This window comes from Stenotrophomonas sp. YJH_SMC_43, from assembly GCF_059372535.1.
Genome location: NZ_JCAFVQ010000002.1, coordinates 1,177,987 through 1,202,152 on the forward strand (window position 1 = coordinate 1,177,987; position 24,166 = coordinate 1,202,152).

At 66.9% G+C, this 24,166-nt stretch carries 18 protein-coding genes; 10 read left to right on the plus strand and 8 right to left on the minus strand.

Going from position 1 to position 24,166, the window contains the following annotated elements; translation table 11 throughout:
• The first annotated feature begins 823 nt into the window (after positions 1 to 823).
• The 6 genes from AC5QAH_RS11945 to AC5QAH_RS11970 all read left to right on the plus strand — a co-directional run bounded on the left by AC5QAH_RS11945 (position 824) and on the right by AC5QAH_RS11970 (position 10,755).
• On the plus strand, positions 824 to 3,289 hold the full coding sequence (locus tag AC5QAH_RS11945) for a GH92 family glycosyl hydrolase (protein ID WP_053442929.1): 2,466 nt from the start codon (positions 824 to 826) through the stop codon (positions 3,287 to 3,289).
• A 96-nt stretch (positions 3,290 to 3,385) separates the two neighbouring features.
• Complete coding sequence (locus tag AC5QAH_RS11950; RefSeq protein WP_010482566.1) at positions 3,386 to 4,435, plus strand: LacI family DNA-binding transcriptional regulator; 1,050 nt, start codon at positions 3,386 to 3,388, stop codon at positions 4,433 to 4,435.
• A 60-nt stretch (positions 4,436 to 4,495) separates the two neighbouring features.
• Positions 4,496 to 5,809 (plus strand): L-fucose:H+ symporter permease, encoded by a 1,314-nt coding sequence (gene fucP, locus AC5QAH_RS11955; RefSeq protein WP_049409375.1) that lies wholly within the window; start codon positions 4,496 to 4,498, stop codon positions 5,807 to 5,809.
• 7 nt (positions 5,810 to 5,816) lie between these two features.
• Positions 5,817 to 6,812, plus strand: coding sequence for a carbohydrate kinase family protein (locus AC5QAH_RS11960; RefSeq protein ID WP_311069140.1), 996 nt, complete (start codon positions 5,817 to 5,819; stop codon positions 6,810 to 6,812).
• Positions 6,809 to 8,035 carry an AGE family epimerase/isomerase gene (locus AC5QAH_RS11965; RefSeq protein ID WP_313310702.1) on the plus strand — a complete coding sequence of 409 codons (1,227 nt, stop codon included), beginning with the start codon at positions 6,809 to 6,811 and terminating at the stop codon, positions 8,033 to 8,035. The genes AC5QAH_RS11960 and AC5QAH_RS11965 overlap by 4 nt, the downstream gene beginning before the upstream one ends.
• A 101-nt stretch (positions 8,036 to 8,136) precedes the next feature.
• Complete coding sequence (locus AC5QAH_RS11970) at positions 8,137 to 10,755, plus strand: beta-mannosidase (protein WP_495232354.1); 2,619 nt, start codon at positions 8,137 to 8,139, stop codon at positions 10,753 to 10,755.
• A gap of 115 nt (positions 10,756 to 10,870) precedes the next feature.
• Here the strand turns inward: AC5QAH_RS11970 and mtnC are convergent, their stop codons facing one another.
• The 5 genes from mtnC to AC5QAH_RS11995 all read right to left on the minus strand — a co-directional run bounded on the left by mtnC (position 10,871) and on the right by AC5QAH_RS11995 (position 16,384).
• Positions 10,871 to 11,566 (minus strand): acireductone synthase, encoded by a 696-nt coding sequence (mtnC, locus tag AC5QAH_RS11975; RefSeq protein ID WP_262103044.1) that lies wholly within the window; start codon positions 11,564 to 11,566, stop codon positions 10,871 to 10,873.
• 3 nt (positions 11,567 to 11,569) lie between these two features.
• On the minus strand, positions 11,570 to 12,127 hold the full coding sequence (locus AC5QAH_RS11980) for a 1,2-dihydroxy-3-keto-5-methylthiopentene dioxygenase (RefSeq protein WP_019336326.1): 558 nt from the start codon (positions 12,125 to 12,127) through the stop codon (positions 11,570 to 11,572).
• 92 nt (positions 12,128 to 12,219) lie between these two features.
• On the minus strand, positions 12,220 to 12,861 hold the full coding sequence (locus tag AC5QAH_RS11985) for a methylthioribulose 1-phosphate dehydratase (protein ID WP_049453481.1): 642 nt from the start codon (positions 12,859 to 12,861) through the stop codon (positions 12,220 to 12,222).
• A 537-nt stretch (positions 12,862 to 13,398) separates the two neighbouring features.
• Positions 13,399 to 14,826, minus strand: a complete 1,428-nt coding sequence (locus AC5QAH_RS11990; protein ID WP_049453483.1) for an amino acid permease — start codon at positions 14,824 to 14,826, stop codon at positions 13,399 to 13,401.
• 82 nt (positions 14,827 to 14,908) lie between these two features.
• Positions 14,909 to 16,384, minus strand: coding sequence for an amino acid permease (locus tag AC5QAH_RS11995; RefSeq protein WP_010482554.1), 1,476 nt, complete (start codon positions 16,382 to 16,384; stop codon positions 14,909 to 14,911).
• Positions 16,385 to 16,517: 133 nt separating this feature from the next.
• Between AC5QAH_RS11995 and AC5QAH_RS12000 the strand changes: the two genes are divergently transcribed.
• Positions 16,518 to 17,132 (plus strand): NUDIX hydrolase, encoded by a 615-nt coding sequence (locus tag AC5QAH_RS12000; RefSeq protein WP_100445518.1) that lies wholly within the window; start codon positions 16,518 to 16,520, stop codon positions 17,130 to 17,132.
• Positions 17,133 to 17,226: 94 nt separating this feature from the next.
• Here the strand turns inward: AC5QAH_RS12000 and serA are convergent, their stop codons facing one another.
• Entirely contained in the window at positions 17,227 to 18,468 is a 1,242-nt protein-coding gene (gene serA, locus AC5QAH_RS12005; RefSeq protein WP_010482552.1) for a phosphoglycerate dehydrogenase, read from the minus strand.
• A gap of 169 nt (positions 18,469 to 18,637) precedes the next feature.
• Here serA and AC5QAH_RS12010 point away from each other — a divergent pair, with 169 nt between their 5' ends.
• The 3 genes from AC5QAH_RS12010 to AC5QAH_RS12020 all read left to right on the plus strand — a co-directional run bounded on the left by AC5QAH_RS12010 (position 18,638) and on the right by AC5QAH_RS12020 (position 22,294).
• Entirely contained in the window at positions 18,638 to 20,026 is a 1,389-nt protein-coding gene (locus tag AC5QAH_RS12010) for an FAD-binding oxidoreductase (RefSeq protein WP_053442937.1), read from the plus strand.
• 62 nt (positions 20,027 to 20,088) lie between these two features.
• Positions 20,089 to 20,388, plus strand: coding sequence for a DUF2388 domain-containing protein (locus tag AC5QAH_RS12015; protein ID WP_262103046.1), 300 nt, complete (start codon positions 20,089 to 20,091; stop codon positions 20,386 to 20,388).
• Positions 20,389 to 20,458: 70 nt separating this feature from the next.
• On the plus strand, positions 20,459 to 22,294 hold the full coding sequence (locus AC5QAH_RS12020; RefSeq protein WP_495232355.1) for a DUF7844 domain-containing protein: 1,836 nt from the start codon (positions 20,459 to 20,461) through the stop codon (positions 22,292 to 22,294).
• Here the strand turns inward: AC5QAH_RS12020 and AC5QAH_RS12025 are convergent.
• Together AC5QAH_RS12025 and AC5QAH_RS12030 are read right to left on the minus strand one after the other, a co-directional pair.
• The gene (locus AC5QAH_RS12025) at positions 22,272 to 23,348 is read right to left on the minus strand and encodes an ATP-binding protein (protein WP_019338525.1); all 1,077 of its coding nucleotides are present in this window, start codon (positions 23,346 to 23,348) and stop codon (positions 22,272 to 22,274) included. The two genes, AC5QAH_RS12020 and AC5QAH_RS12025, sit on opposite strands and share 23 nt — an antisense overlap.
• On the minus strand, positions 23,348 to 24,064 hold the full coding sequence (locus tag AC5QAH_RS12030; protein WP_020424480.1) for a response regulator: 717 nt from the start codon (positions 24,062 to 24,064) through the stop codon (positions 23,348 to 23,350). Before AC5QAH_RS12030 ends, AC5QAH_RS12025 begins: the two co-directional genes overlap by 1 nt.
• Positions 24,065 to 24,166: the final 102 nt, after the last annotated feature.

Consider the following 24,166-nt stretch of genomic DNA (forward strand, 5'->3'; position numbering starts at 1 on the left):
CATGCTGCTCCGCAATATGGTACTGGCGTGGCGAAGGGATGACGGTTTGCTGAAAACAGTGAAATCGTTTTCGTGCGCAGGGGAAGGGTGGGTCGGCAGGGCTGCGCCCTGCACCTGCCAGGGCAACGGCCAAAGCCAAAGCCAAAGCCAAAGCGGCTCTGGGTTTTCTGTGGGTTGGGCGAGGCGGTGTCGGATTGCGGGGACGCCGTAAACCCGTCCCTGGGGGCTTGGCCGCGGCATCCATGCCGCGGACACCCCGCAATCCGACACCGCCCCGCCTTCGACAGTTTCCCGGTGGCGGTTGGATGGGTCCTGGGGACGGCATGGGGAATGGCTTGGGGTCAGATCCGTTTTCCGTTGGAAAACGGATCTGACCCCCGATTGATTTCGATATCCGACAGAGATTCATCCACGAATGGCGTGGATCCACAGACCGCAGAGATCTGTCGAAGGCGGGGTGGGTCCGGTTGCGGGGGCGTGAGCCGCATGGATGCGGCGACCGAGCTTACATGGACGTACTTGCAGCGTCCCCCGCAACCGGACCCACCCCGACTCCCCACAGGAAACCAGCTTCTGCTGTTGCTGTTGCTCCAGCTCGGAGCGGGTGCAGGGCGCAGCCCTGCCGAACACCCCCTTTCATGCTGCGCCGCAGAATGCATTCGGCTGAACCTGCATGCTCTACTTGAATCGATCTAAATTCACGGTCGCACGGGTCGGGCGTCATTCCAGGGGGAGCTTTCTGCCAGTTGTGGCGGAGCTCAGCGGAACGGTGCCGGACGGCCCCGGCCGTCTGCCTCCGTGTCATCGACTACAGGAACCCGACATGCGTCCAGTGCCGTCCGCTCCCGCCGTCCCATTGTCTTCGCGCCCGCTGGCGCGGCTGGCCTGCCTGCTCGCACTGTCGGCGTCGCCGATGCTGCTGCAGGCCGCGCCGGCCGCGCTGGAGCGCGAGGTCAACACCTTCATCGGCAGCAAGGACGACGGCAACACGTTCCCAGGCGCGTCGGCACCGTTCGGCCTGATCCAGGTCAGCCCGATCGGCAGCCACTACTCGGGCTGGCGCTATGACGACGAGAAGATCCGCGGTTTCGGCCACTCCTTCATCTCCGGCGCAGGTTGCTGGGAGCAGGGCGGCCAGGTGTCGGTGCTGCCGGTGACCGGTTCGATCGGCCCGGGCGGCGATTTCGATACCGGCAACGCCAAGCAGTTTGACCACAAGGCGTATGCCTCGTCGTACACCCATGACGGCGAGGTCGGCCAGGCCGGCTATTACAAAGTGCGGCTGACCAGCTACGGCGGCATCGACGCAGAATCGACCGCACGTACGCGCGCCGCAGCCGAGCGCTACACCTTCAGCCAGCGCCAGGGCGATGGCCACGTGCTGGTCAATGTCGGCCAGGCCAACGAGCGCCATTCGGTGATCGGCAGCGTGGTCGATGTGGTCGGCGACCGCGTGGTGGAAGGCAAGCTGGTCACCAAGAGTTTCTGTGGCGGCCACCAGTACACCACCTGGTTCCGCATCGAGTTCGATCGCCCGTTCAAGGCGCATGGCACTTGGGGCGAGGGTGGCGGCCTGCCGGGCGCACGCCACAGCATGGAAGGCGAACAGAAGCCGAATGGGGCCTGGCTCAGCTTTGATCTGGCCAAGGGCCAGTCGGTGACGGCGGTCAGCGCGATCTCGCACGTGGATGCCGAAGGCGCGCGCATCAACCTGCGCGCGGACGGCATGCAGGATGGGGCGCTGCTCGGTTTCGACCGCATGCGTGCGTTGTCCCAGCAATCCTGGCGCGAGCAGCTGGGCCGGGTGCGCGTGCAGGGTGGCAACGCCGACGACCGCGCGGTGTTCTACAGCGCGGTCTACCACGCGCTGCTGCAGCCGATGACCGGCAACGACGCCGACGGGCGCTACCGCGGCTATGACGATGGTATCCACCGTGCCGACGGCTGGACCTACTACGAGTACTTCTCGCTGTGGGATACCTACCGCGCGCAGAACCAGTGGCTGGCGCTGACCCGCCCGGACGTGGCACGCGATATCGGCCGTACCCTGCTGGCGATCGACGAGCAGGGTGGTTGGCTGCCGCGCTGGGGCTATGCCAACTTCGAGACCAACATCATGACCGGCGACCCGGTCACCCCGTTCATGGTCGACCTGTGGCGCTTCGGCGCGCTCAAGGGCCGTGAATCGCAGGCCTGGGATGCGCTGCGCCGCAACGCCTTCGGCACGCCGCCGTTGAACTCGCGCATGGCCGGCCGTTCCGGCAACCCGACCTATCTGGACAAGGGCTACGTGGTCTACGACCGCGCGTTCCCGTCCAAGGGCATGGACGTCGATCCGCACCATGGCGGTTCGGCCACCTTGGAATACGCGCTGGCCGACTGTGCGCTTTCGCAGATGGCCGATGGCCTCGGCCACGCGCAGGACGCGGCGACGCTGCGTGAGCGCGGCCGCAACTGGCGCAAGGTGTGGGACCCGCAGGTGCGTGACGCCGAGACCGGCTTCACCGGTTTTCCGCGCCCGCGCACCGAAGATGGCCAGTGGTACACGCCGGCCGATGGCCACTACAGCCCGCGCTCGCATCACGGTTTCCATGAAGGCACAGCGTGGCAGTACCAGTGGCTGGCGCAGCAGGACGTGCCGGGCCTGGTCGAGGCGATGGACGGCCGCGAACAGGCCGGCCGCCGCCTCGATGCCTTCTTCGCGATGGACGCGCTGCAGGCCGACCCGCTCAATGCCGCCCGCAAAGAGTGGGTGGTCGGGCCGTACAGCTATTACAACCAGTTCCGCTACAACCCGAACAACGAGCCCGACCTGCACTCGCCGTGGCTGTACACGCTGATCGGCCAGCCGTGGAAGACCGCCGCCGTGGTGCGCGCCGCGCAGCAGTTGTTCACCAACGCGCCCAACGGCGTGACCGGCAACGATGACCTCGGCACGATGTCGGCCTGGTACCTGTTCAGCGCCATCGGCGTGTACCCGGCGGTGCCGGGCAGCGGCCAGTTCCTGCTGCACACCCCGCGCTTCAGCAAGGTGGAAGTGGACATGGGCAATGGCCGCACGCTGCGCATCGACGCGCCGGGTGCCGATGGCCGCCGCCTGCAGTACGTGCAGGGCGTGCAGGTCGATGGCCAGGCGCATGCACCGGTGTGGCTGGACTGGAACCGCCTGCAGCAGGGCCCGCGCCTGCACTTCGCGCTCGATGCGAAGGCGCCGGAGCAGGGCTGGGGTACGGCGGTGAAGGACCTGCCGGTGTCCTGGTGCGCGGCACCGGGCAGCCAGCTGCGCTGAGCCGGACTGTGCCGTTCGCGGTCACCCAGCGAACGGCACGGCACGACACGGCCCTGATCCATTAGGCTTGAGCCTCCAGCGGAGTCCGGGAAGACGATGAACGACAACGGCAGCAGTCCCAGCAAGCGCGCCGGCAAGGCGGTGACGGTGACCGACATCGCGCGTGCCATCGGCGTGTCACGGGCAACCGTGTCGCTGGTGCTGCGTGGCAGCCCACTGGTCAACGTCGATACCCGCGCCAAGGTCGAGGCCGAACTGCGTCGCCAGCGCTATGTCTACAACCGCGCGGCGGCCAACCTCCGTCGTCGTACGTCGTCAAGCATCGCGCTGGTGATCAACGATCTGTCCAACCCGTTCTTCGCCGAATTCGCCTCCGGCGTGGACGAGGCGTTGGGCGGGCGCGGCTACGTGACCCTGCTGGGCAGTACCGGTGAATCGCCGGAGCGCCAGCAGGCGGTGCTGTCCACGCTGATGGAACACACCCCGGCCGGCTTGATCCTGTCGCCGGCCGAGGGCAGCGATACCGCGCAGTTGCGGCAGGCGTTGGGTGCCAATGCCAACGTGCTGCTGTTCAATCGTGAACTGGACGGCGCCGACTGGGACTTCCTGACCCTGGACAACCAGCACGGTGCCTATCTGGCCACGCGCCACCTGATCGAGCGCGGCCATCGCCAGATTGCCTTCTTCGGCGGCCATGCTGCATCGAGCTCGTGCCACCAGCGCCGCGCCGGTTTCCAGCAGGCGCTGGCCGAAGCGGGCCTGTCACTGCCGCCGGGTTGGATGATCGAGTCGGCGCCGAACCGCCTGGAAGCCGCGGCGCGTACCGATGAATTGTTTGCCGACGGCCATCGCCCGAGTGCGGCGGTCTGCTACAACGACACCGTCGCGCTGGGCCTGATGCTGGGCTTGAATTCACGCGGCATCCGTCCGGGCGGTGATTTTGCCGTCACCGGTTTCGATGATATTTCCGAGGCGTCGGTCGCGGTACCGCCACTGACTACGCTCACCGCCGATCCGCGCGAGCGGGGTCGGCAAGCTGCCGCGCTGCTGCTGCAACGATTGGACGAACCGGACGCGCCGCCACGGCGCACGGTCGCGCCGGTGCAGCTGCGCATCCGCGAAAGCAGCGCCGCACGACCGAACTGATTTCTTCCATATATCCCTTCCACGCAACAACGACCTTCCGCGCATCGAGGCGCGTACCGCATGCCGATCTCCGCAACGCCCCGTCCAACGGGATCTTCGGGCAACGCACCCGCCGTCACCAACGGCAAGGCGCTGGCTGTCGTCACCACGATCTTCTTCATGTGGGGCTTCCTGACCTGCCTCAATGACATCTTGATCCCGCACCTGAAGGCGGTGTTCGAGCTGAACTACGCCAAGGCGATGCTGGTGCAGTTCACCTTCTTCGGCACCTATTTCCTGATGTCGCTGCCGGCGGGTCGCCTGGTGGCGGCGCTGGGCTACAAGAAGGGCATCGTGGCCGGCCTGGTGATCGCCGGTATCGGTGCGCTGGGCTTCTGGCCCGCGGCCGAGCTGCGCGTGTACGGCGCCTTCCTTGGTGCGCTGTTCGTGCTGGCTACCGGCATCACCGTGCTGCAGGTCGCTGCCAATCCCTACGTCGCGCTGCTGGGCCCGGAGCAGACCAGTTCCAGCCGCCTGACCCTGGCGCAGGCACTGAACTCGCTGGGCACGGCCATCGCCCCGATCTTCGGCGGCATGCTGATCCTGTCCAACACGGTCAAGAGCGCTGACGACATCGCGGCGCTGCCGGCCGCCGAACAGCTGGCCTACCGCGCCGCCGAGGCGCAGGCGGTGCAGGGCCCGTACGTGGGCCTGGCGGTTGCGCTGGTGCTGCTGGCGCTGTTCGTGTTCCTGTTCCGCCTGCCGGCGCTGAGCGACGCCACCGAGCAGGCCGACCAGGGCCACCATCACAGCTACCTGGATGCGCTGCGCAAGCGCCACCTGCTGCTGGGCGTGCTCGGCATCTTCTTCTACGTCGGTGCCGAAGTATCGATCGGCAGCTTCCTGGTCAATTACCTGTCGATGCCGAACATCGGTGGCTTCAGCGAACAGGAGGCCACCCATTACGTGTCGGCCTACTGGACGATGGCGATGATCGGCCGCTTCGCGGGCTCCGCGCTGCTGGCGCGCTTCTCGCCGAGCCGACTGCTGGCGATCTTCGCGCTGGTCAACGTGGCCCTGCTGGTCACGACCATGCTGAGCTCCGGCAACATCGCGCTGTACTCGGTGGTGGCGATCGGCCTGTTCAATTCGATCATGTTCCCGACCATCTTCGCACTGAGCATCGAGCGCCTGGGCCCGCTGACCAACAAGGGCTCCAGCCTGCTGATCATGGCCATCGTCGGTGGCGCCGTGGTGCCGTACCTGCAGGGCGTGCTGGCCGACCACATCGGCGTGCAGGCCAGCTTCATCCTGCCGCTGCTGTGCTACGGCTACATCATCTTCTACGGACTGGTCGGCGCACGTACGCCGGCTTCCGCAACGCAGGGAGGCTGAGTCCGGAATGGGTTCCATCGTTTGCTTCGGCGAAATTTTGATCGATCTACTGGCGCAGCCGCCGGCTTCGACCGACACCCCGCGCGCGTTCCTGCAGTACGCCGGCGGTGCGCCGGCCAATGTTGCGGTGGCGGCAGCGCGCCTTGGTGCGAAGACCCAGTTCGTCGGCATGCTGGGCCGCGACATGTTCGGTGACTTCCTGGCCGAAAGCCTGATCGAACACGGCGTCGGCACGGATTACATCGTGCGCACCGATGCGGCCAAGACCGCACTGGCCTTCGTCGCGCTGGATGCCAGCGGCGAGCGCAGCTTCAGTTTCTACCGCCCGCCGGCGGCCGACCTGCTGTTCCGTGACAGCGACTTCCAGGCCGCGTGCTTCGACAGCGCGCAGTGCTTCCATGTCTGCTCCAACAGCCTGACCGAGCCGGCCATTGCCGAGGCGACCTTCGCCGGCATGGAGCGCGCCCGTGACGCCGGTGCGGTGGTCAGCCTGGACCTCAATCTGCGCCCGGCGCTGTGGCCGGCCAACGAGGACCCGACGCCGCGCCTGTGGCAGGCGCTGGAACGTGCCGACCTGGTCAAGCTGTCGCGCGAGGAGCTGGATTACCTGGCGGCACCGCTGGGTGCCGATGGCGAGGCAGTGGTGCTGAAGCGCCTGCTGGCCGCGCAGGCGCGCTGGGTAATCGTTACCGATGGTGCGGCCACGCTGCACTGGTATACGCGCGACGACCACGGCACGGTCACCAGCTTCCGTGTGGCCACCGTCGATACCACGGCCGCCGGCGATGCCTTCGTCGGTGGCGTGCTGGTCGGACTGCTGGAGCGTGGCGGGGCCGGTGCAGGCTTTGCAGCGTTCTGCCAGGACCCGGAGGCGATCACCGCCACGCTGCGCTTCGGTGCCGCGGTCGGCGCTCTGGCTGTTACCCGCAAGGGCGCGTTCGCCGCGATGCCCTCGCTCGATGAAGTGCAGCAGCTGCTGCAGGCCCAGGACATTACCGCATGAGCACCTCGCCCGATTTCCGTTCACCCGCGTTCCTGCGTGCGCATATCGCCGACACGATGGCGTTCTACCACCCGCGCTGCATCGATCCGAACGGCGGCTTCTTCCACTACTTCCGTGATGACGGCAGCATCTACGATGCCAGCCACCGCCACCTGGTGAGCAGCACCCGTTTCGTCTTCAACTACGCGATGGCATACCGCGAGTTCGGCAACGACGAATACCGCGACGCAGTCGAGCATGGCGTGCGCTATCTGCGCGAGGTGCATCGCAATCCGGCCACCGGTGGCTACGCCTGGACCCTGCGCGACGGCAAGGTCGAGGACGACATGAACCACTGCTATGGCGTGGCGTTCGTGCTGCTGGCCTACAGCTGTGCGCTGAAGGCCGGCATCGAGCAGGCGCGCGCCTGGATGGACGAGACTTGGCAACTGCTGGAAGCGCGCTTCTGGGAGCCGCAGCACGGCCTGTACAAGGACGAGGCCGACGGCCAGTGGAACTTCACCGGCTATCGCGGCCAGAACGCCAACATGCACATGTGCGAGGCGATGCTGGCGGCGTTCGAGGCCAGTGGCGAACCGCGTTACGTCGAGCGTGCGCTGCAGCTGGCCGACAACATGACCCGCCGCCAGGCCGCCAAGGCTGGCGGCCTGGTCTGGGAGCACTACGATTCCAACTGGGAGATTGACTGGGACTACAACCTGGACGATCCCAAGCACCTGTTCCGCCCGTGGGGCTTCCAGCCGGGGCATCAGACCGAGTGGGCCAAGCTGCTGCTGATCCTCGATCGCCACGTGCAGGCCGACTGGCTGGTGCCGACCGCGCAGCATCTGTTCGACGTGGCCGTGGCGCGCAGCTGGGATGAGGCGCGTGGTGGCCTCTACTACGGCTTCGCACCGGAATCGCGCCGGCAGCCGGGCATGGAGGGCGCGCCGATCGGTGGCGACAGCTTCGTCTGCGACGACGACAAGTACTTCTGGGTGCAGGCCGAGACCCTGGCCACAGCCGCGCTGATGGCCAAGCGCACCGGCGGTGATCGCTACTGGCAGTGGTACGAGCGCATCTGGGCGTACGCGTGGGAGCACTTCGTCGACCATCAGTACGGCGCCTGGTTCCGCATCCTCGATGCCGACAACCGCAAGTACAGCGACGAGAAGAGCCCGGCCGGCAAGGTGGATTACCACACCATGGGTGCGTGCTACGAAGTGTTGAACGTCGTGCGTTGAGGTCTGCCGCGCTCCGCGCTCGCCGGACGTGGTCCGGCGCTACCGTGGCGTGTTGAATTGGTAGCGCCGGGCCATGCCCGGCGGAAAAACAGGAGCATCCCGTGCATCGCCTTCCCCTCGTTGTCCGCCTGCTCCTGCTGCTGATCGCGGCCTCCGCCTTCCCGGCAACTGCGGCGCCACTACAGGCACAGTGGGAATTCCGCATGCTGCCCGGCGACGCGCAGGGCGCGGCCCATCCCGGTCTGCAGCAGTGGCGTGCGGCCCAGGTGCCCGGCAGCGTGCACACCGACCTGCTGGCCCACGCGCTGATCCGCGATCCGTACGTTGGCGCGCCGGAGGCCGAACTACAGTGGATCGGCCTGGCGGCCTGGGAGTACCGCGCACGCTTTGACGTGGATGCGGCGACGCTGGCCAAGCCCAATGCCGAACTGCGCTTCGACGGGCTGGACACTTATGCCGAAGTCAGTCTCAACGGCAAGCCGCTGCTGCGTGCGGACAACGCGCACCGCACGTGGCGTGCGCGCGTGGATGGGCGCCTGCGCGCGAACGGCAATGAACTGCAGATCGTGTTCCGTTCGCCGATCCGCACGCTGCTTCCGGGCGTACAGGCGATGCCGCACAAGATCGCCGGCAACTATCCTTCGCCGTATGGCGACGAGCCGAAGGACGCGATGGTCGGCAACTTCGCGCGCAAGCCGGCTTACCACTTCGGCTGGGACTGGGGCCCGCGCTATGTCACGGCCGGCGTCTGGCGCGGTGTCGACCTGCAGGCCTGGGATACGCATCGATTGGCTGATCTGGCGGTGCGCACTGATGCATTGAGCGCGCAGCAGGCGAAGCTGACGGTGCTGCTGCAGGTGGAGCAGGGCGCGGCGGCGGGCTCGGCCGTGGTGAATGTGGATGTGCAGGATCCGCAGGGCCGCAGCGTGGCCCGGGTGAAGCGCACGGTGCTGCTGAAGCCTGGCCAGAACGCCGTCGAAGTACCGGTCGAACTGGTCAAGCCGCAGCGCTGGTGGCCGGTCGGCCACGGTGCACAGGACCGCTACACCGTGCAGGCCCGCCTGGATGATGGCGCCGATGCAACGTGGGCGCGCCAGCAGCGCATCGGCCTGCGCACGGTTGAGCTGCGCCGCGAAGAGGACGGCAAGGGCGGGCAGGGCTTCGCCCTCGTCATCAACGGCGTGCCGATCTTCGCCAAGGGCGCCAACGTGATTCCGTTCGATGCCTTCCCCGCACGCGTCGATGCCGCACGCCTGCGCCAGGTGCTGACCGCCGCGCGCGATGCCAACATGAACATGCTGCGCAACTGGGGCGGCGGCTACTACGAGGATGATGCGTTCTTCGACATCGCCGATGAACTGGGCCTGCTGGTCTGGCAGGACTTCATGTTCGGTGGTGGCATGCAGCCGGGCTACGATCCGGCCTTCCGTGCCAGCGTGGTGGCCGAGGCGCGCGACAACGTGCGGCGCCTGCGGCACCATCCCAGCATCGTGCTGTGGTGTGGCAACAACGAGGAAGAGACCGCCTGGAAGGACTGGGGCCATGGTCGCGACCTGAAGGCGGCCGACCCGGCGTTTGCAGCGAAGGTGTGGCAGGGCTATGTCGACCTGTTCGGCAATGACCTGCGCCAGGTAGTAGGTGAGGAGGGGTTGGGCGTGCCGTACTGGTCCAGCTCGCCCAGCAACGACCTGGATGAGAAAGCCAACGATTCCTCCCGTGGCGACAAGCACTACTGGCAGGTCTGGGGCAATCCGGCGCTGCCGGTGCAGGCCTACCTGCGCGAGACGCCGCGCTTCATGTCCGAGTACGGGCTGCAGGCGTGGCCGTCGGTGGCGACGGTGGACCAGATCGCCACCCGCGCCGAGCAGCGCATCGACAGCCCGGTGATCCGCGCGCACCAGAAGTTCATGGCGGGCGAGGGCAACAGCCGCCTGCTGCACTACATCGAACTGGGTTACGGCACGCCGAAGGACTTCGAGGACTTCGTCTACCTGAGCCAGGTGATGCAGGCCGATGGCATCGCGCTGGCGGCATTGCATCACCGCGCCTCGCGGCCGTACACGATGGGCTCGCTGTACTGGCAGCTCAACGACGTCTGGCCGGGCGCTTCCTGGTCCAGCGTGGACTATTTTGGCCGCTGGAACGCACTGCATTTCGCCGCGCGGCGCTTCTTCGCGCCGGTGACGGTGGCGGCGCTGCGTGACGAGGGCAGCACGCGGGTGCGCCTGATCAATGATGGCGCCGCGCAGGATGCGCGTTGGCGGCTGCGGGTGATGGACATGGACGGCAAGGTGCTGCGTCGACGCGAGGACGCGGTGACGTTGACGGCGTCAGGCGTCACCTCGATCGGTGATTTCCGCGACGCGGAGCTGCTGGCCGGTGCCGACCCGAAGCGCACGGTGGCCGTGTTCGAGCTGCTGCAGAATGGGGCGGTGAGCGCGCGGCAGGTGGTCGGATTCGTCGAAGCCAAGGACCAGGTGTTGCCGCGGCAGAAGCTCAAGGCCACCTTGTCCATCGAAGGCGGCCACTATCGACTACGGCTGGAAAGCGCGGCGTACGTGCGCGCGGCGTGGATTGATTTCGGTGCGTTGGATGTGCAGGTCGAAGACAACCTGCTGGACCTGCTGCCGGGCGAAACCCGCGATATCGCCGTACGCGGCCCGGTGGATCTGACGACGCTGCGCGAAGCGCTGAAGGTGAAAACCCTCAACGACCGTTGAGGGCATCCGCCGGGCATGGCCCGGCGCTACCATTCATGGACCACGGTAGCGCCGGGCCATGCCCGGCGTGGGTGTGGACCGTTGAGGTGGGTGCGGACCGTAGGTCCGCACACCCTTACAGCTGGATCTGCTGGAAATTCTCGACCCGCTCGTGGCCGTTGGCGGCCTGGCCGGTACGCGGCAGCGGGTAATCGTCCAAGCGGTCGATCAGGCGGGTCTGCAGTCCAGCTTCGCGGGCGGCATCCAGTTCCTCCACCACATCGGACAGGAACAGGATCTCGCCGGCCGGAACGCCAATGGCCTGCACGATGCGGCGATAGCTGTCGGCTTCACGCTTGCCGCCGATCTCGGTATCGAACCAGCCCGACACCAGCGGGCTGAGGTCACCGGCGTCGCTGAAGCCGAAGAACAGCTTCTGCGCCGGCACCGAGCCGGAGGAATACACGTACAGCGGCAGGCCGGAGGCGTGCCAGCCCTTCAGCACCGGCGCCACTTCCGGGTAGAAGTGCGCGGTGTAATCGCCGCGACGGTAGCCCTCGTCCCAGATCAGGCCCTGCAGCGCCTTCAGTGCGGTGTGCTTGCGGTCCTGGTCGATCCAGCCCTGCAGCGTCTCGGCCACCAGGCTGTCCTGGCAGGCACCGCCGATCTCGGTAGCCACCGCATCCAGCCAGCGGCGGACCTCCGGCTGCTGGCCACGTTCTGCGACGAACGCCGGCAAGGCCTTGCGGGCATAGGGGAACAGCACGTTCTTGACGAACGAGATGCTGCTGGTGGTGCCTTCGATGTCGGTCAGGATGACGCGGGGCTGCATGGATCAGGACGCCTGGGTAGGTACGTAACGGGGGAATTTCTGCGCGATGTCGGTACCGGTGAAGTGACCGACCCAGCCATCCGGCTCGGTGAAGAAGCGGATCGCCACGAAGCTCGGCTCCTCACCCATGTCGAACCAGTGGGTGGTGCCATCGGGCACGGCGATCAGGTCGTCCTTCACGCACTCGATCTCGTAGACCTTGTCTTCCACGTGCAGGGTGAACAGGCCGGACCCGGCGACGAAGAAGCGCACCTCGTCTTCCTTGTGGAAGTGCTCGTCGAGGAACTTCTTGCGCAGCTCGGCGCGGTTCGGGTTGTCCGGGGCGATCGAGGCCACGTCCACGCTCTTGAAGCCGTTCTCGGCGACCAGGCGGTCGATGTCGGCGCGGTACGCCGCGAATACTTCCTCCTGGCTGGCACCGGGCGCGACCGGTGCGGTGGCCTGCCAGCGTTCGAAGGTAACGCCGATCTTCTGCAGTTCGGCAGCGATGAGCGCGCCGTCCTGGGTGTCCAGCAGCGGCGATTCGGGGCGGGTGTCGTCGTAGATGCGCAGTCGGCTCATGGCGGCAGCTTGAACGTCTCGGGGGGAAGACAGGGTAGCAGGGTGGGGGCGAGGCGCAGATTCCGGATCGGCATCTGCACCTGCGCGCCGGTTCAGCCGCGCAGCCGGCGCAGCTCGAGCTCGCAGTGGAACAGGAACTCGAACGCTTCCAGGTGGCGACGCGCCTCGGCCATGTCGCGACCCCAGGCATACAGGCCGTGGCCATCGATCAGGTAGCCCCACAGGTTCTTCTGGTCGAGCAGGTCATCGACCTGCTTTGAAAGCACGTTCATGTCCTGGGTGTTGGCGAACACCGGTACGTCGATGGCCATCTCGTGGGTGCTGTTGCCGGCGAAGGCCTTCAGCAGCTCGTAGCCTTCCAGGCGGATATGGCCCTGCGGCGCGTACAGGCGCGAAGCGATGGTCTGCACCGGCGAATGGGTGTGCAGCACGCAGCCGATCTCCGGGAAGCGGCGGTACAGCTGGGTGTGCAGCAGGGTTTCGGCGGACGGGCGCAGCGGGCGGCCGACGGCCAGGCCGTCGAAGTCCACTACCATGATGTCGTCCTCGATCAGGCGGCCCTTGTCCTTGCCCGAGACGGTGATCGCGGCGTGGCGGTCGTCCAGGCGGTGGGAGAAGTTGCTGCTGGTGGCCGGGGTCCAGCCGGCCTGGGCCAGTTCGCGGACGTTGTCGATCAGCAGCTGGGCCAGTTCGCTCAGGCGCGCGGTGTCGTAGGGGAAGGTGGGGGCGTTCATGGGGGCGATTTTACTGGATTCGGCCAACGGCTGAGCCCCTCGTGGCTGGTCGCGCAGAGCGGTTCATGGGGTGGGCCGTGCAGGGGACGCTGCAAGTACGTCCCTGTAAGCTCGATGGCGCCATCCATGGCGCCAACGCCCCTGCACGGCCCACCCGCCCCGCCCCTGACAGTCTCCTGCGGGCGGCCAGCCCCGGAGTGAAGAATGAAAAGCGAAAAGCGGATCGCTTCGCTGCGCTTGCTCGGAGCGGAGCATGGCTCCGCTCTACAGCAGATTCGTCCCCGACCATTCATTTCCGGAACGTTTCATCCACGCATGGCGTGGATCTACCGGACGGGGCAGGAGACTGTCGGAGGTGGGGCGGGTTGGGTTCGCGGGGGTGTCCGCGGCATGGATGCCGCGGACAAGCCTCCAGGGACGGATTCACGGCGTCCCCCGCGAATCCAACCCGCCCCGCCAAACCCTCAGCTCAGCTGTTGCCGTTGCTCTGGCTTCAAAGGCAGGTGCAGGGCCGCAGGCCCTGCAATGCAGAAAACCTCACTTCCCCCGCAGACGGCTGTGCTTGAACCCGTAGAAGAAGTAGATCACGAAACCGACGAACGTCCACACGCCCATCAGCATCCAGTTGTGCATCGTCATCGCCGACAGCAGCGCCAGGCAGCTCAGCACGCCCAGGCTGCAGATCAGCCAGGCCATCGGCATGCGGAACGGGCGCGGCAGGTCCGGCTGGGTGCGGCGCAGGATCAGCACGCCGGCACACACGGCGGCGAACGCGATCAGTGTACCCATCGAGGTCAGCTCACCGAGGATGTCCAGCGGGAACAGCGCCGCCAGCAGCGCGATGCCGATGCCGGTGATCACGGTGTTGATGTGCGGGGTGCGGTACCTCGGGTGGATCTTGGTGAACACCGGCGGCAGCAGGCCGTCGCGGCCCATGATCATGAAGATGCGCGGCTGGCCGATGATCATCACCAGCACCACCGAGGACAGGCCGACCAGCGCGCCGACCTCGACCACCCAGCGCAGCCAGCCCAGCTGCGGATGCGCGGCCACGGCAGTCACCACCGGCTCGTCGGTGCCCAGCAGCTGGAACGGCACCAGCCCGGTCATCACCGCGGCCATCGCGATGTACAGCACGGTGCAGATCACCAGCGACAGCATCATGCCGAACGGCATGTCGCGCTGCGGATTCTTCGATTCCTGCGCCGCCACCGACACCGCCTCGAAGCCGATGTAGGCGAAGAACACCATCGCCGCGCCACGCAGCACGCCTTCCATGCCGTACTTGCCGGGGCCTTCGTTGGCGGGGATGAACGGGGTCCAGTTGCTGGTGTCCACGTACTTCCAGCCGACCACGATGACCAGCAGGATGAGGCCGGTCTTGAGCACGACCATTGCCATGTTCATCGCCGAGGACTTGCTGATGCCGACGTAGCACACCCAGGTCAGCAGCAGCACCAGTGCGGCGGCCGGCAGGTTGGCGATCGCGCCGGTCGGGCGCAGCTGTGCGTCGAGCGGGGCACTGACCAGCGCCGCCGGTAGATGGATGTCGAACTGGCTGAGCAGGCTGAGGAAATAGCCGGTCCAGCTGACCGCGACCGCCGAGGCGGAGACGCCGTATTCGAGCACCAGCATCCAGCCGATGAACCAGGCCGAGAGCTCGCCGAAGGTGGCGTAGGTGTAGGTGTAGGCGCTGCCGGAGACCGGCACCATCGAGGCGAACTCGGCATAGGCCAGCGCGCAGAAAGCGCAGCAGATGGCGGCCAGCACGAAGGACAGCATGATGGCCGGGCCGGCGTGGTTGGCGGCGGCCTGGCCGGTGATGACGAAGATGCCGCCGCCGATCACCGCGCCGATACCCAGGGCGGTCAGGCCCCAGGGGCCGAGGTGGCGGCGCAGGCTCAGGCCGTTGGCGTCTTCATGGGCGGCATGCGGGTGCTTGGTGGCCCACAGTTGCTTGAACATGTGTGGTGGTCTTGTCGAAGCGCGCCATGACCGGCGCGCGGGGAAAACGGACGGGCCGGCGCGAGGCCGGCCCGTAGGCGGATCAGGGCGATTTGGCCAGCTTGCTGTTGCGGATGCCGTAGCCCAGGTAGATCAGCAGGCCGAGCAGCGTCCAGCCCACGAACAGGTGCCAGTGCACCACGAACGCCTGCCAGAACAGGAACAGGCAGGTGGCCGCGCCCAGCGGGCAGATGATCCACACCATCGGCACGCGGAACGGGCGATGGATCTCCGGCTTGGAATAGCGCAGCACGAGCACGCCGATGCAGACCGTGGCGAAGGCAAGCAGGGTCCCCATCGACACCAGTTCACCCAGCACGTTCAGCGGCACCAGGCCAGCCAGTGCGGCGGCGATCACGCCGACCACGATGGTGGCGACGTACGGGGTGCGGAAACGGGCGTGGACCTTGCCGAAGAACTTCGGCAGCAGGCCGTCGCGGGAGATGGTGTAGGCGATGCGGGTCTGGCCCATCATCATCACCAGCACCACCGAGGACAGGCCGGCGATGGCGCCGATCTCAACGAACGTCTTCAGCCAGGACAGGGTCGGGTAGGGCTCCAGCGCGGTGGCCACCGGCTTGTCGGTGCCCAGCAGGTGGTACGGCATCATGCCGGTCAGCACCGCACAGACGATGATGTAGACGAGGGTGCACACGGCCAGCGAGCCGAGCAGGCCGATCGGCATGTTGCGCTGCGGGTCCTTGGTTTCACCGGCGGCGGTGGAAACCGCATCGAAGCCGATGTAGGCGAAGAACACGATGGTTGCCGCACGGAACACGCCGCTCCAGCCGAATTCACCCGGCACGCCGGTGTTTTCCGGAATGAACGGCTGCCAGTTGGCCGGGTCGATGTGGGCCGCGCCGATGCCGATGAACAGGCAGATGACGGTGACCTTGATCGCCACGATGATCGCGTTGACGAAGGCCGACTGGGTCACGCCCACGTACAGCAGGCCGGACACCGCCGCCACGATCAGCACCGCTGGCAGGTTGAACAGCTTGCCGGAGGCGATGAACTCGCTGCCGGTCCAGGCGATGGGCGCGGCACTGAGTGCATCCGGGAACGGCATGTGCAGCGTGGTGGTGATGAAGCTGATCAGGTACGCCGACCAGCCCACCGCGACCGAGGCCGAAGCGAACAGGTATTCCAGCACCAGGCACCAGCCGATGAACCAGGCCATGCCTTCGCCGAGGGTGGCGTAGGAATAGGAGTAGGCACTGCCGGAGACCGGCATCATTGCCGCGAACTCGGCGTAGCACAGGCCCGCCAGGGCGCAGGCGAAGCCGGCGATCACGAACGACAGCATCACTGCCGGGCCAGCATGGTTGGCCGCGGCCTGGCCGGTCAGCACGAAGATACCAGCGCCGATCACCGCACCCACGCCAAGCAGGATGAGGTGTTTAGCCGTGAGGGTCCGTTTCAACGTGGCTTCGCCGTCCAGGCTGCCTTCGATGGGTTCGCCAGCATCGACGTGCCCGGCCGGTTCGACCGGCTTGACCCTCAACAGAGCTTTCAGCATGCAGTACTTCCTAGTGATCGGATGGGGTGGGCCGCCGATACGTTGCCGGCAACCTTGGAATGGTGAAGGCCGCGCGAACGGCCCGCTGTACCTTAGCCAAAGCTGAAGCCAACGCACAAGCGCAATCGCAACAATGAACGGCGATAATGAGCAGTATTTTTCCAAACGCCGCCCATTCATGAGCCAGACCGCCGAAACCCTTGCCGTGCTTGACGATCGCCTGCGTGGCCTGCTGCGGGACTATGCCTGCCGCGAGCCTGCCCACGACGCACTGGCTGCCGAATTCGGCACATTGCTGGACGATCCGGAAGATCCGTTCCGCCGCGAGCGCCTGGCCGGCCACTTCACCGCCAGCTGCTGGCTGGTCAGTGCTGATGGCCGGCGCCTGCTGTTGACCCATCACCGCAAGCTGCAGCGCTGGCTGCAGCTGGGCGGCCACGCCGACGGCGACCGCGACCTGGCCCGGGTGGCGCTGAAGGAAGCCGAGGAGGAGTCCGGCTTGAGCGGCCTGGTGCTGGAAGACCCGGCCATCTTCGATCTGGACAAGCATTGGATTCCGGAGCGCAAGGACGTGCCGGGACATTGGCACTACGACGTGCGTTTCGTGATCCGGGCGCTGGGTGGCGAGGCCTTCGTGCTCAGCCAAGAGTCGCTGGAGCTGGCGTGGCGGCCGGTGACCGAAGTCGCCGCCGATCCGGAATCGGATGAGTCGATGCAGCGCATGGCGCGCCGGTGGTTGGCGCGCTAGCAACCTGTAGAGCCGAGCCGATGCTCGGCTCGATGCGGGCCGGAACCGCAGCCGAGCATGGGCTCGGCTCTACACGTGCAAGGCGGGACGCGCGTCAATACAGGATGCGCGTCCGCAGCGTGCCCGGAATCGCGGCCAGCTCGTCGCGCACGGCAGCGGCCTGTGCCTCGCTGGCGGTGATGTCGATCACCACGTAGCCCACCTTCGGGTCGGTGCGCAGGAACTGGCCGTCGATGTTGACGTTGTGGCGCGAGAAGATCTCGTTGACCCTGGACAGCACGCCCGGCACGTTCTGGTGGATGTGCAGCAGGCGCAGGCTGTCTTCGTGTTCGGGCAGGGTCACTTCCGGGAAGTTGACCGCCGACAGGGTGCTGCCGTTGTCGCTGTAGCGCACCAGTTTGGCCGCCACTTCCACGCCGATGTTGTCCTGCGCTTCCAGCGTGCTGCCGCCTACGTGCGGGGTCAGGATCACGTTGTCGTGGCGGGTCAGCGGCGATTCGAAGATATCGCCGTTGCCCTTCGGCTCGACCGGGAACACGTCCAGTGCAGCGCCGCCGACGTGACCGCTGGCCAGTGCGGCATCCAGTGCATCGATGTCGACCACGGTGCCGCGCGCGGCGTTGATCAGGTGCGCGCCCTTGCGCATCTTCGCCAGCTCCGTGCTGCCGATCATCCACTGCGTGGACGGGGTTTCCGGCACGTGCAGGGTGACGATGTCGGCGCGCGCCAGCAGATCGTCCAGGCTGGCGGCAGCACGGGCATTGCCCAGCGCCAGCTTGGTTTCCACGTCGTGGAAGATCACCTGCATGCCCAGCGATTCGGCCAGCACGCCGACCTGGGTGCCGATGTGGCCGTAACCGATGATGCCCAGCGTCTTGCCGCGCACTTCATGGCTGCCGCTGGCCGACTTCGACCAGCCGCCGCGATGGCATTCGGCGTTCTTCTGCGGAATGCCGCGGGTCAGCATGATGGCCTCGGCGATCACCAGCTCGGCCACGCTGCGGGTATTGGAGTAGGGCGCGTTGAACACCGGGATACCGGCCAGCTCGGCCGCGTCCAGGTCCACCTGGTTGGTGCCGATGCAGAAGCAGCCCACCGCGATCAGGCGCTTGGCCTCGGCCAGCACCTCGGCGCTGAGCTGGGTACGCGAACGGATGCCGACAATATGTGCCTCGGCGATGCGCGCCTTCAGTTCGTCCTCGGGCAGCGCCTTGGTGTGCGCTTCGATCTGGCTGTAGCCGGCGGCGCTGAACACTTCCACGGCGGTCTGGCTGACCCCCTCCAGCAACAGCACGCGGATATCCTGCTTCGGGAACGAGGTCTTCTTCGGCGACATGGGGCAACACGGCCAGTGGGACAGGGGCTGACCACTATGCCAGATCGAAGCCCCCATGGTGCAGTGCGCAATTGGTTGCATCCGTAGCTATCGGCGCGGCTGCGGGGCTGGACGCTGGCGCGCGCCGCTGGCACGCTTGCCCGTTCTTCACGCACCGCGCTGGACCGTCATGACCGATTCCCGCATTGCCTCGCTGCAGCAGGCCTGTCCCGGCCTGAAGCTGAAGACCGACCCGGCCGACCTGGAGCATTACGGGCGCGACTGGACCCGGCGCTGGACGCCGGCGCCGCTGGCGATCGCACTGCCGGCCACGGTCGAGGAGGTGCAGGCGGTGATGCGCTGGAGTGCAGGCGAGGGCGTGGCCGTGGTGCCGTCCGGCGGCCGCACCGGCCTCTCCGGGGGCGCGGTGGCTGCCAACGGCGAGCTGGTGCTCAGCCTGGAACGGATGAACAAGGCACTGGCCTACGACGCGGTCGATCGCACCCTGGTGGTGCAGGCCGGCATGCCACTGGAAGCTGTGCACAATGCCGCGCTGGACCACGGCCTGATCTACCCGGTGGATTTCGCCGCGCGCGGGTCCTGCACGATCGGCGGCAACATCGCCACCAATGCCGGCGGCATCCGTGTGATCCGCTACGGCAACACCCGCGAATGGATCGCCGGGCTGAAGGTGGTCACCGCCAGCGGCGAGTTGCTGGAGCTCAACAAGGGCCTGATCAAGAACTCCAGCGGCTATGACTTCCGCCAGCTGCTGATCGGCTCGGAGGGCACGCTGGGCGTGATCGTCGAAGCCACGGTGAAGCTGACCGACCCGCCGCCGGCCAGCAACGTGATGCTGCTGGCACTGCCCAGTTTCGAAGTGCTGATGCAGGTGTTTGCTGCGTTCCGCGCGCGCCTGCAGTTGCAGGCCTTCGAGTTCTTCACCGACCGGGCGTTGGAGCACGTGCTGGCGCACGGTGCGCAGGCGCCGTTCGACGAGGTGCATCCGTACTACGTGGTCACCGAGTTCGCCGCCGGCGACGACGCTCAGGAAGCGGCGGCGATGGCGGCCTTCGAGGACTGCATGGGCAACGGCTGGGTCAGCGATGGGGTGATCAGCGCCAGCGACGCCCAGGCCGCCCAGCTGTGGCGCCTGCGCGAAGGCATCACCGAGTCGCTGGCGCGCTACAAGCCCTATAAGAATGATGTCTCGGTGCGGATCTCGTCGATGCCGGCGTTCCTGGCTGAAACCCAGGCATTGATCGGGCAGGCATACCCGCACTTCGACGTGGTGTGGTTCGGCCATATCGGTGACGGCAACCTGCACATCAACGTGCTCAAGCCGGATGACACCAGCGACGCCGATTTCGTGGCGCAGTGCGAGCAGGTGACCAAGCTGTTGGCGCAGGTACTGGCGCGCTTCGACGGCAGCATTTCGGCTGAACACGGCATCGGCCTGGTCAAGAAGGGCTACCTGGACAGCACCCGCGGCCCGGCCGAGATCGCGCTGATGAAGGCGGTCAAACGCGCGTTCGATCCCCAAGCGCGGCTGAATCCCGGCAAGCTGTTCGACGTTTGAGCCGGACAAATCCTTCACGCACCCGTTACGCTCCACGCTTCCTCACAACCGGCTTCGAACCGATGACCCGTCCGCTTCTGCTGCTCGCCCTGCTGTCCCTGCCGCTGGCCGGCTTCGCTTCCAGCTTCGCCGGTACGTCGGCCGGTTCGGCCACGGGTGCGTCCTCCGGTTCCTCGGGCAGCAGCTCGGGTGATGACAAGGTGGTGCTGGCTGCACGCGACGATGCGGCTGCATTCGTCGCCAGCGATGGCGAGATTCGTGGCGCCCGCCTGCAGGCCGCACTGATCCACCTGCGTGAGCAGAGCGCCGTCGCACAGCAGCAGAGCGATCTGGAACTGGCCCGCGCGCTGCTGGCACGTTGATCCAGGCTGCATGACCTCGGCGTCATCGCCTTCTGTAGAGCCGAGCCATGCTCGGCTGAATGCCTGGCGCATGCGGATCGCAACAGCAGCCGAGCATGGCTCGGCTCTACAGAGGCACAGCGGGCGGTGCGGGTGGATCGCGGCATTGGCGTGGCTGCTCATCCCTTCCGCGCACGCGGCTGATCGCCTGCAGCTTGATCCGTCCGGTCTCGACCCGGCGCAGCAGCAGCTCGCCAGCCAGACCCTGGCCGACGTGCAGTCCCTGCTGCCTGATGGCCTGCTGCGTGCATTGCCGTCACAGGTCCAGGTGCGTTGGCGTGATGACCTGCCGGCCGATGTGCACGGCCGCGCTTTCGCCGGGCGCATTGGCCTGCGTCGCGAGCTGCTGGATGATGCCGTGCCCGGCGCGCGCCGCGCACGCCGCAGCGCGCTGGTACACGAACTGACCCATGTTGCCGACCGTACGGGGGCGAACTGGTCGCGCAGTGTGCGCTGGCGTGATCTGGCCGGATGGCAGCGCAAGCCTTGGCATCTCGGCCGTGGCGACAACGACTTCCATGACCGCAGCCCGGATGCCTATGAACTGAAGGACCCGGCCGAGTACCTGGCAGTGAACGCCGAGCATTTCCTGCTGGACGCTGAGTTCGCCTGCCGGCGCCCAGCGCTGGCGCAGTGGTACCAGGTCCATTTCGGAACCCCGCCATCGCTGCCGCAGTCGCACTGCGCTACGACGCTGCCCTTGCTCCAGGCCGACTCAGAAGAGGGTGCCGCATCGCTGCTGCAGCTCGACCCCGCGCGTGTCTATGCCGTGGACTACCTGTTCGCCGAAGGCAGTGCGCAGCCGATGAGCCGCTGGGGCCACAGCATGCTGCGGCTGGTGATCTGCCGGCCCGGCCGCACGCCGGGGCCGGACTGCCGCCTGGACCTGGAGTACCACCGCGTGCTGTCGTTCCGCGCGTTCGTCGGCGATGTGCAGATTTCCAACTGGCGTGGCCTGACCGGTGGCTACCCGTCGCGCCTGTTCGTGCTGCCGCTGCAGCAGGTGGTGGACGAGTACACCAAGGTGGAACTGCGTGGGTTGCAGTCGCTGCCGTTGCAGTTGTCGCCCGGCGAGATCGCCAGCCTGCTCGAGCGCACTGCACAGGTGCACTGGAGCTATGACGGGCGCTATTACTTCATCAGCAACAACTGCGCGGTGGAAACCGCAAAGCTGCTGCAGACGGGTGTGCCGCGCCTGGGTGAGGCGGGCTTGGCCCAGCTGAGTCCGCGCGGGTTGAAGCGTCGGCTGTCCAGGCTGCATGTGCTGGACGAGCAGGTGCTCACGGACCGCAATGCAGCGCAGGCGCAGGGCTACTACTTTGCTTCGGCGCGCGATCACTATCAGCAGTTGTTCGCGGTGGCGAGCTCACAGCTGGGGCTGCCGGTGCGCGATGTGCGCGGCTGGCTGAAGCTGCCCGCACCGCAGCGTGCGCCGTGGCTGCTGCAGGGTGACCTGCGTGCCAGCGCCGGGTTGCTGCTGCTGGAACAGGCGGCGCAACGCCGCGCCGAGCTGCGTGCGCGCGATGTGCTGAAACGACGCTTGCTGGCCGCACCGGACAGTGCCGAGACGCGCGGCCTGCGCCAGCTGCTGGAGCAGGGTGGGCAATGGTTGCGCCCGGGTACGCTGCTGGCGGACGGTGGCTATGGGTTGCCGCTGGTCGATGAGCAGGTGGTGCTGGCCGAAGCGGTTGCCACCGCCAGCGCACAGGCGGTGCCGGCCTGGCAGGCGCTGCGCGTGCAGCTGCGCCAGCAGTTGCCGGCAGGCCAGCGCAACGAGATGGATGCGATCGATGCCAACCTCGCTGCACTCGGCGCGCGCCTGCGGGAACAGGCAGCCGCGCCCGCTACTGGCGCGGCAGTTCGATGACGAAACGGCTGCCACCGGCGTTGCCCGCCGTGCAGTAGACGCGGCCGCCGTGCGCGTCGGCGATGGCCTTGACCACCGCCAGGCCGAGGCCACTGCCACCGCCCTGGCGTGAACGCGAGCCGTCGGCACGCATGAACGGGCTGAAGATGTCGGCGTGCAGCTCCGGATCGATGCCCGGGCCCTCATCCTCGATTGCTACCTGTACATGGCCTGGTGTGTCATGCACGGCAATCCGTACCTTGCCCGGGCTGGCATAGCGACGCGCGTTTTCCAGCAGCGCCAGCAGCGCCTGGCGCAGGCGCGTGGGATCACAGTGCGCGTTGTGTTCCTCGCGGCTGGTTTCCAGCTCCAGCACGAAGCCTGCAGCGCGGAACTGCGGATCGACCAGGGTCATCACCGAATGCACCTCGGCCACCACGTCGGTGCGCGCGCGACGCACGTCCAGCCGCGCATTGTCGGACAGGCTCAGCACGCGCAGATCTTCAATCAGGCGGGACAGCCCTTCGACCTGGGCAAGCAGGCTGCGGAACTGCGACTCGTCCGGCTGGAACACGCCCTCGGCCAGCCCCTGCAGGCGGCCACGCAGGATCGTCACCGGGGTCCGCAATTCATGGGCAATAGCCGCATGCCACATCGCGCGCTCGCTCTCCATGTGCTGCAGGCGGCGCGCCATCGCATTGAAATCCTCGACCAGGGTTGCCACTTCGCCCGGTGAGTTTTCCTCGACGCTGGCGCGCGCACCGAGGTCGCCGCCGGCGAGCGCGCGCACGCTGTCGACCAGCGAATTCAAGGGCGACAGGATGCGATGCGCCAGTCGGAACGAGGCGGCGATGGCCAGTGCCAGGCCGGTCAGGATCACCCCGACCATCCATGCCAGCTCCGGGCCGGTCGGCAGCCAGCTTTCCGGTTCCTCGGCACTGCCGGGGAAGAACTCGACCAGCACCGCGTACAGCAGCCATGACGACAGGATCATCATCACAATGACGCCGATCACCATCAACGACATCGAGACGATGATGTGTCGGCTGAGCCCGGAGCGGCGCAGGTGCGCCATCAGCGGTCGGCCATCAGCCGGTAGCCGACACCGCGCACGCTGGCCGGAACATTGACCATGCCTACTTCGTCCAGTTTGCGGCGCAGCTTGCTGACATGGCTGTCGACGGTGCGTTCCAGCGCTTCGCTTTCCGGCAGGCATTCGTGCATCAGTTCGCTGCGGCTGAAGATGCGGGTCGGCGCCAGCGCCATGCAGTGCAGCAGCTTGAACTCGGTGAGCGTGAGCAGCACTTCGTGGCTGTAGCCTTCGCCCTCCACATGCACGGCATGGGTGGCCGAGTCAATCAGCAGCGGGCCGGCCCGCAGCGCGGTCGGTGCATCCACGCGCGAGGCGCGCAACGTACGCCGCAGCACGGCGCGCACGCGTGCTGCCACTTCGGCCGGATTGAACGGCTTGACCACGTAGTCGTCGGCGCCCATGCGCAGTGCGGTCAGCTTGTCCAGGTCCTGGTCCAGTGCGGTCAGCATGATCACCGGCGTTTCGCCGCGCTGGCGCAGCTGCGTCAGCACGCTCCAGCCATCCAGGCGCGGCAGCTGCACATCGAGCAGGACCAGGTCGGGGCGGGCGCTGCGGTGCAGGTCCAGTGCGCTGTGGCCGTCGGCGGCGCGCAGTGTACGCAGTCCTTCGCGTTCCAGATAGGCGGTGAGAATATCGGCGATCTCGGCCTCATCCTCGACGATCAGGACGAGGGCGGCGAGGGCAGGGGCGGCATGCATGCAGGGGCGGGGCCTTAAGGTGCTTGCCTCCATCGTATCTCCACAGTTCCTCCATCGAAACCCCATCATTGCCACGCACACTTCACGCTTCAGAACCTATCA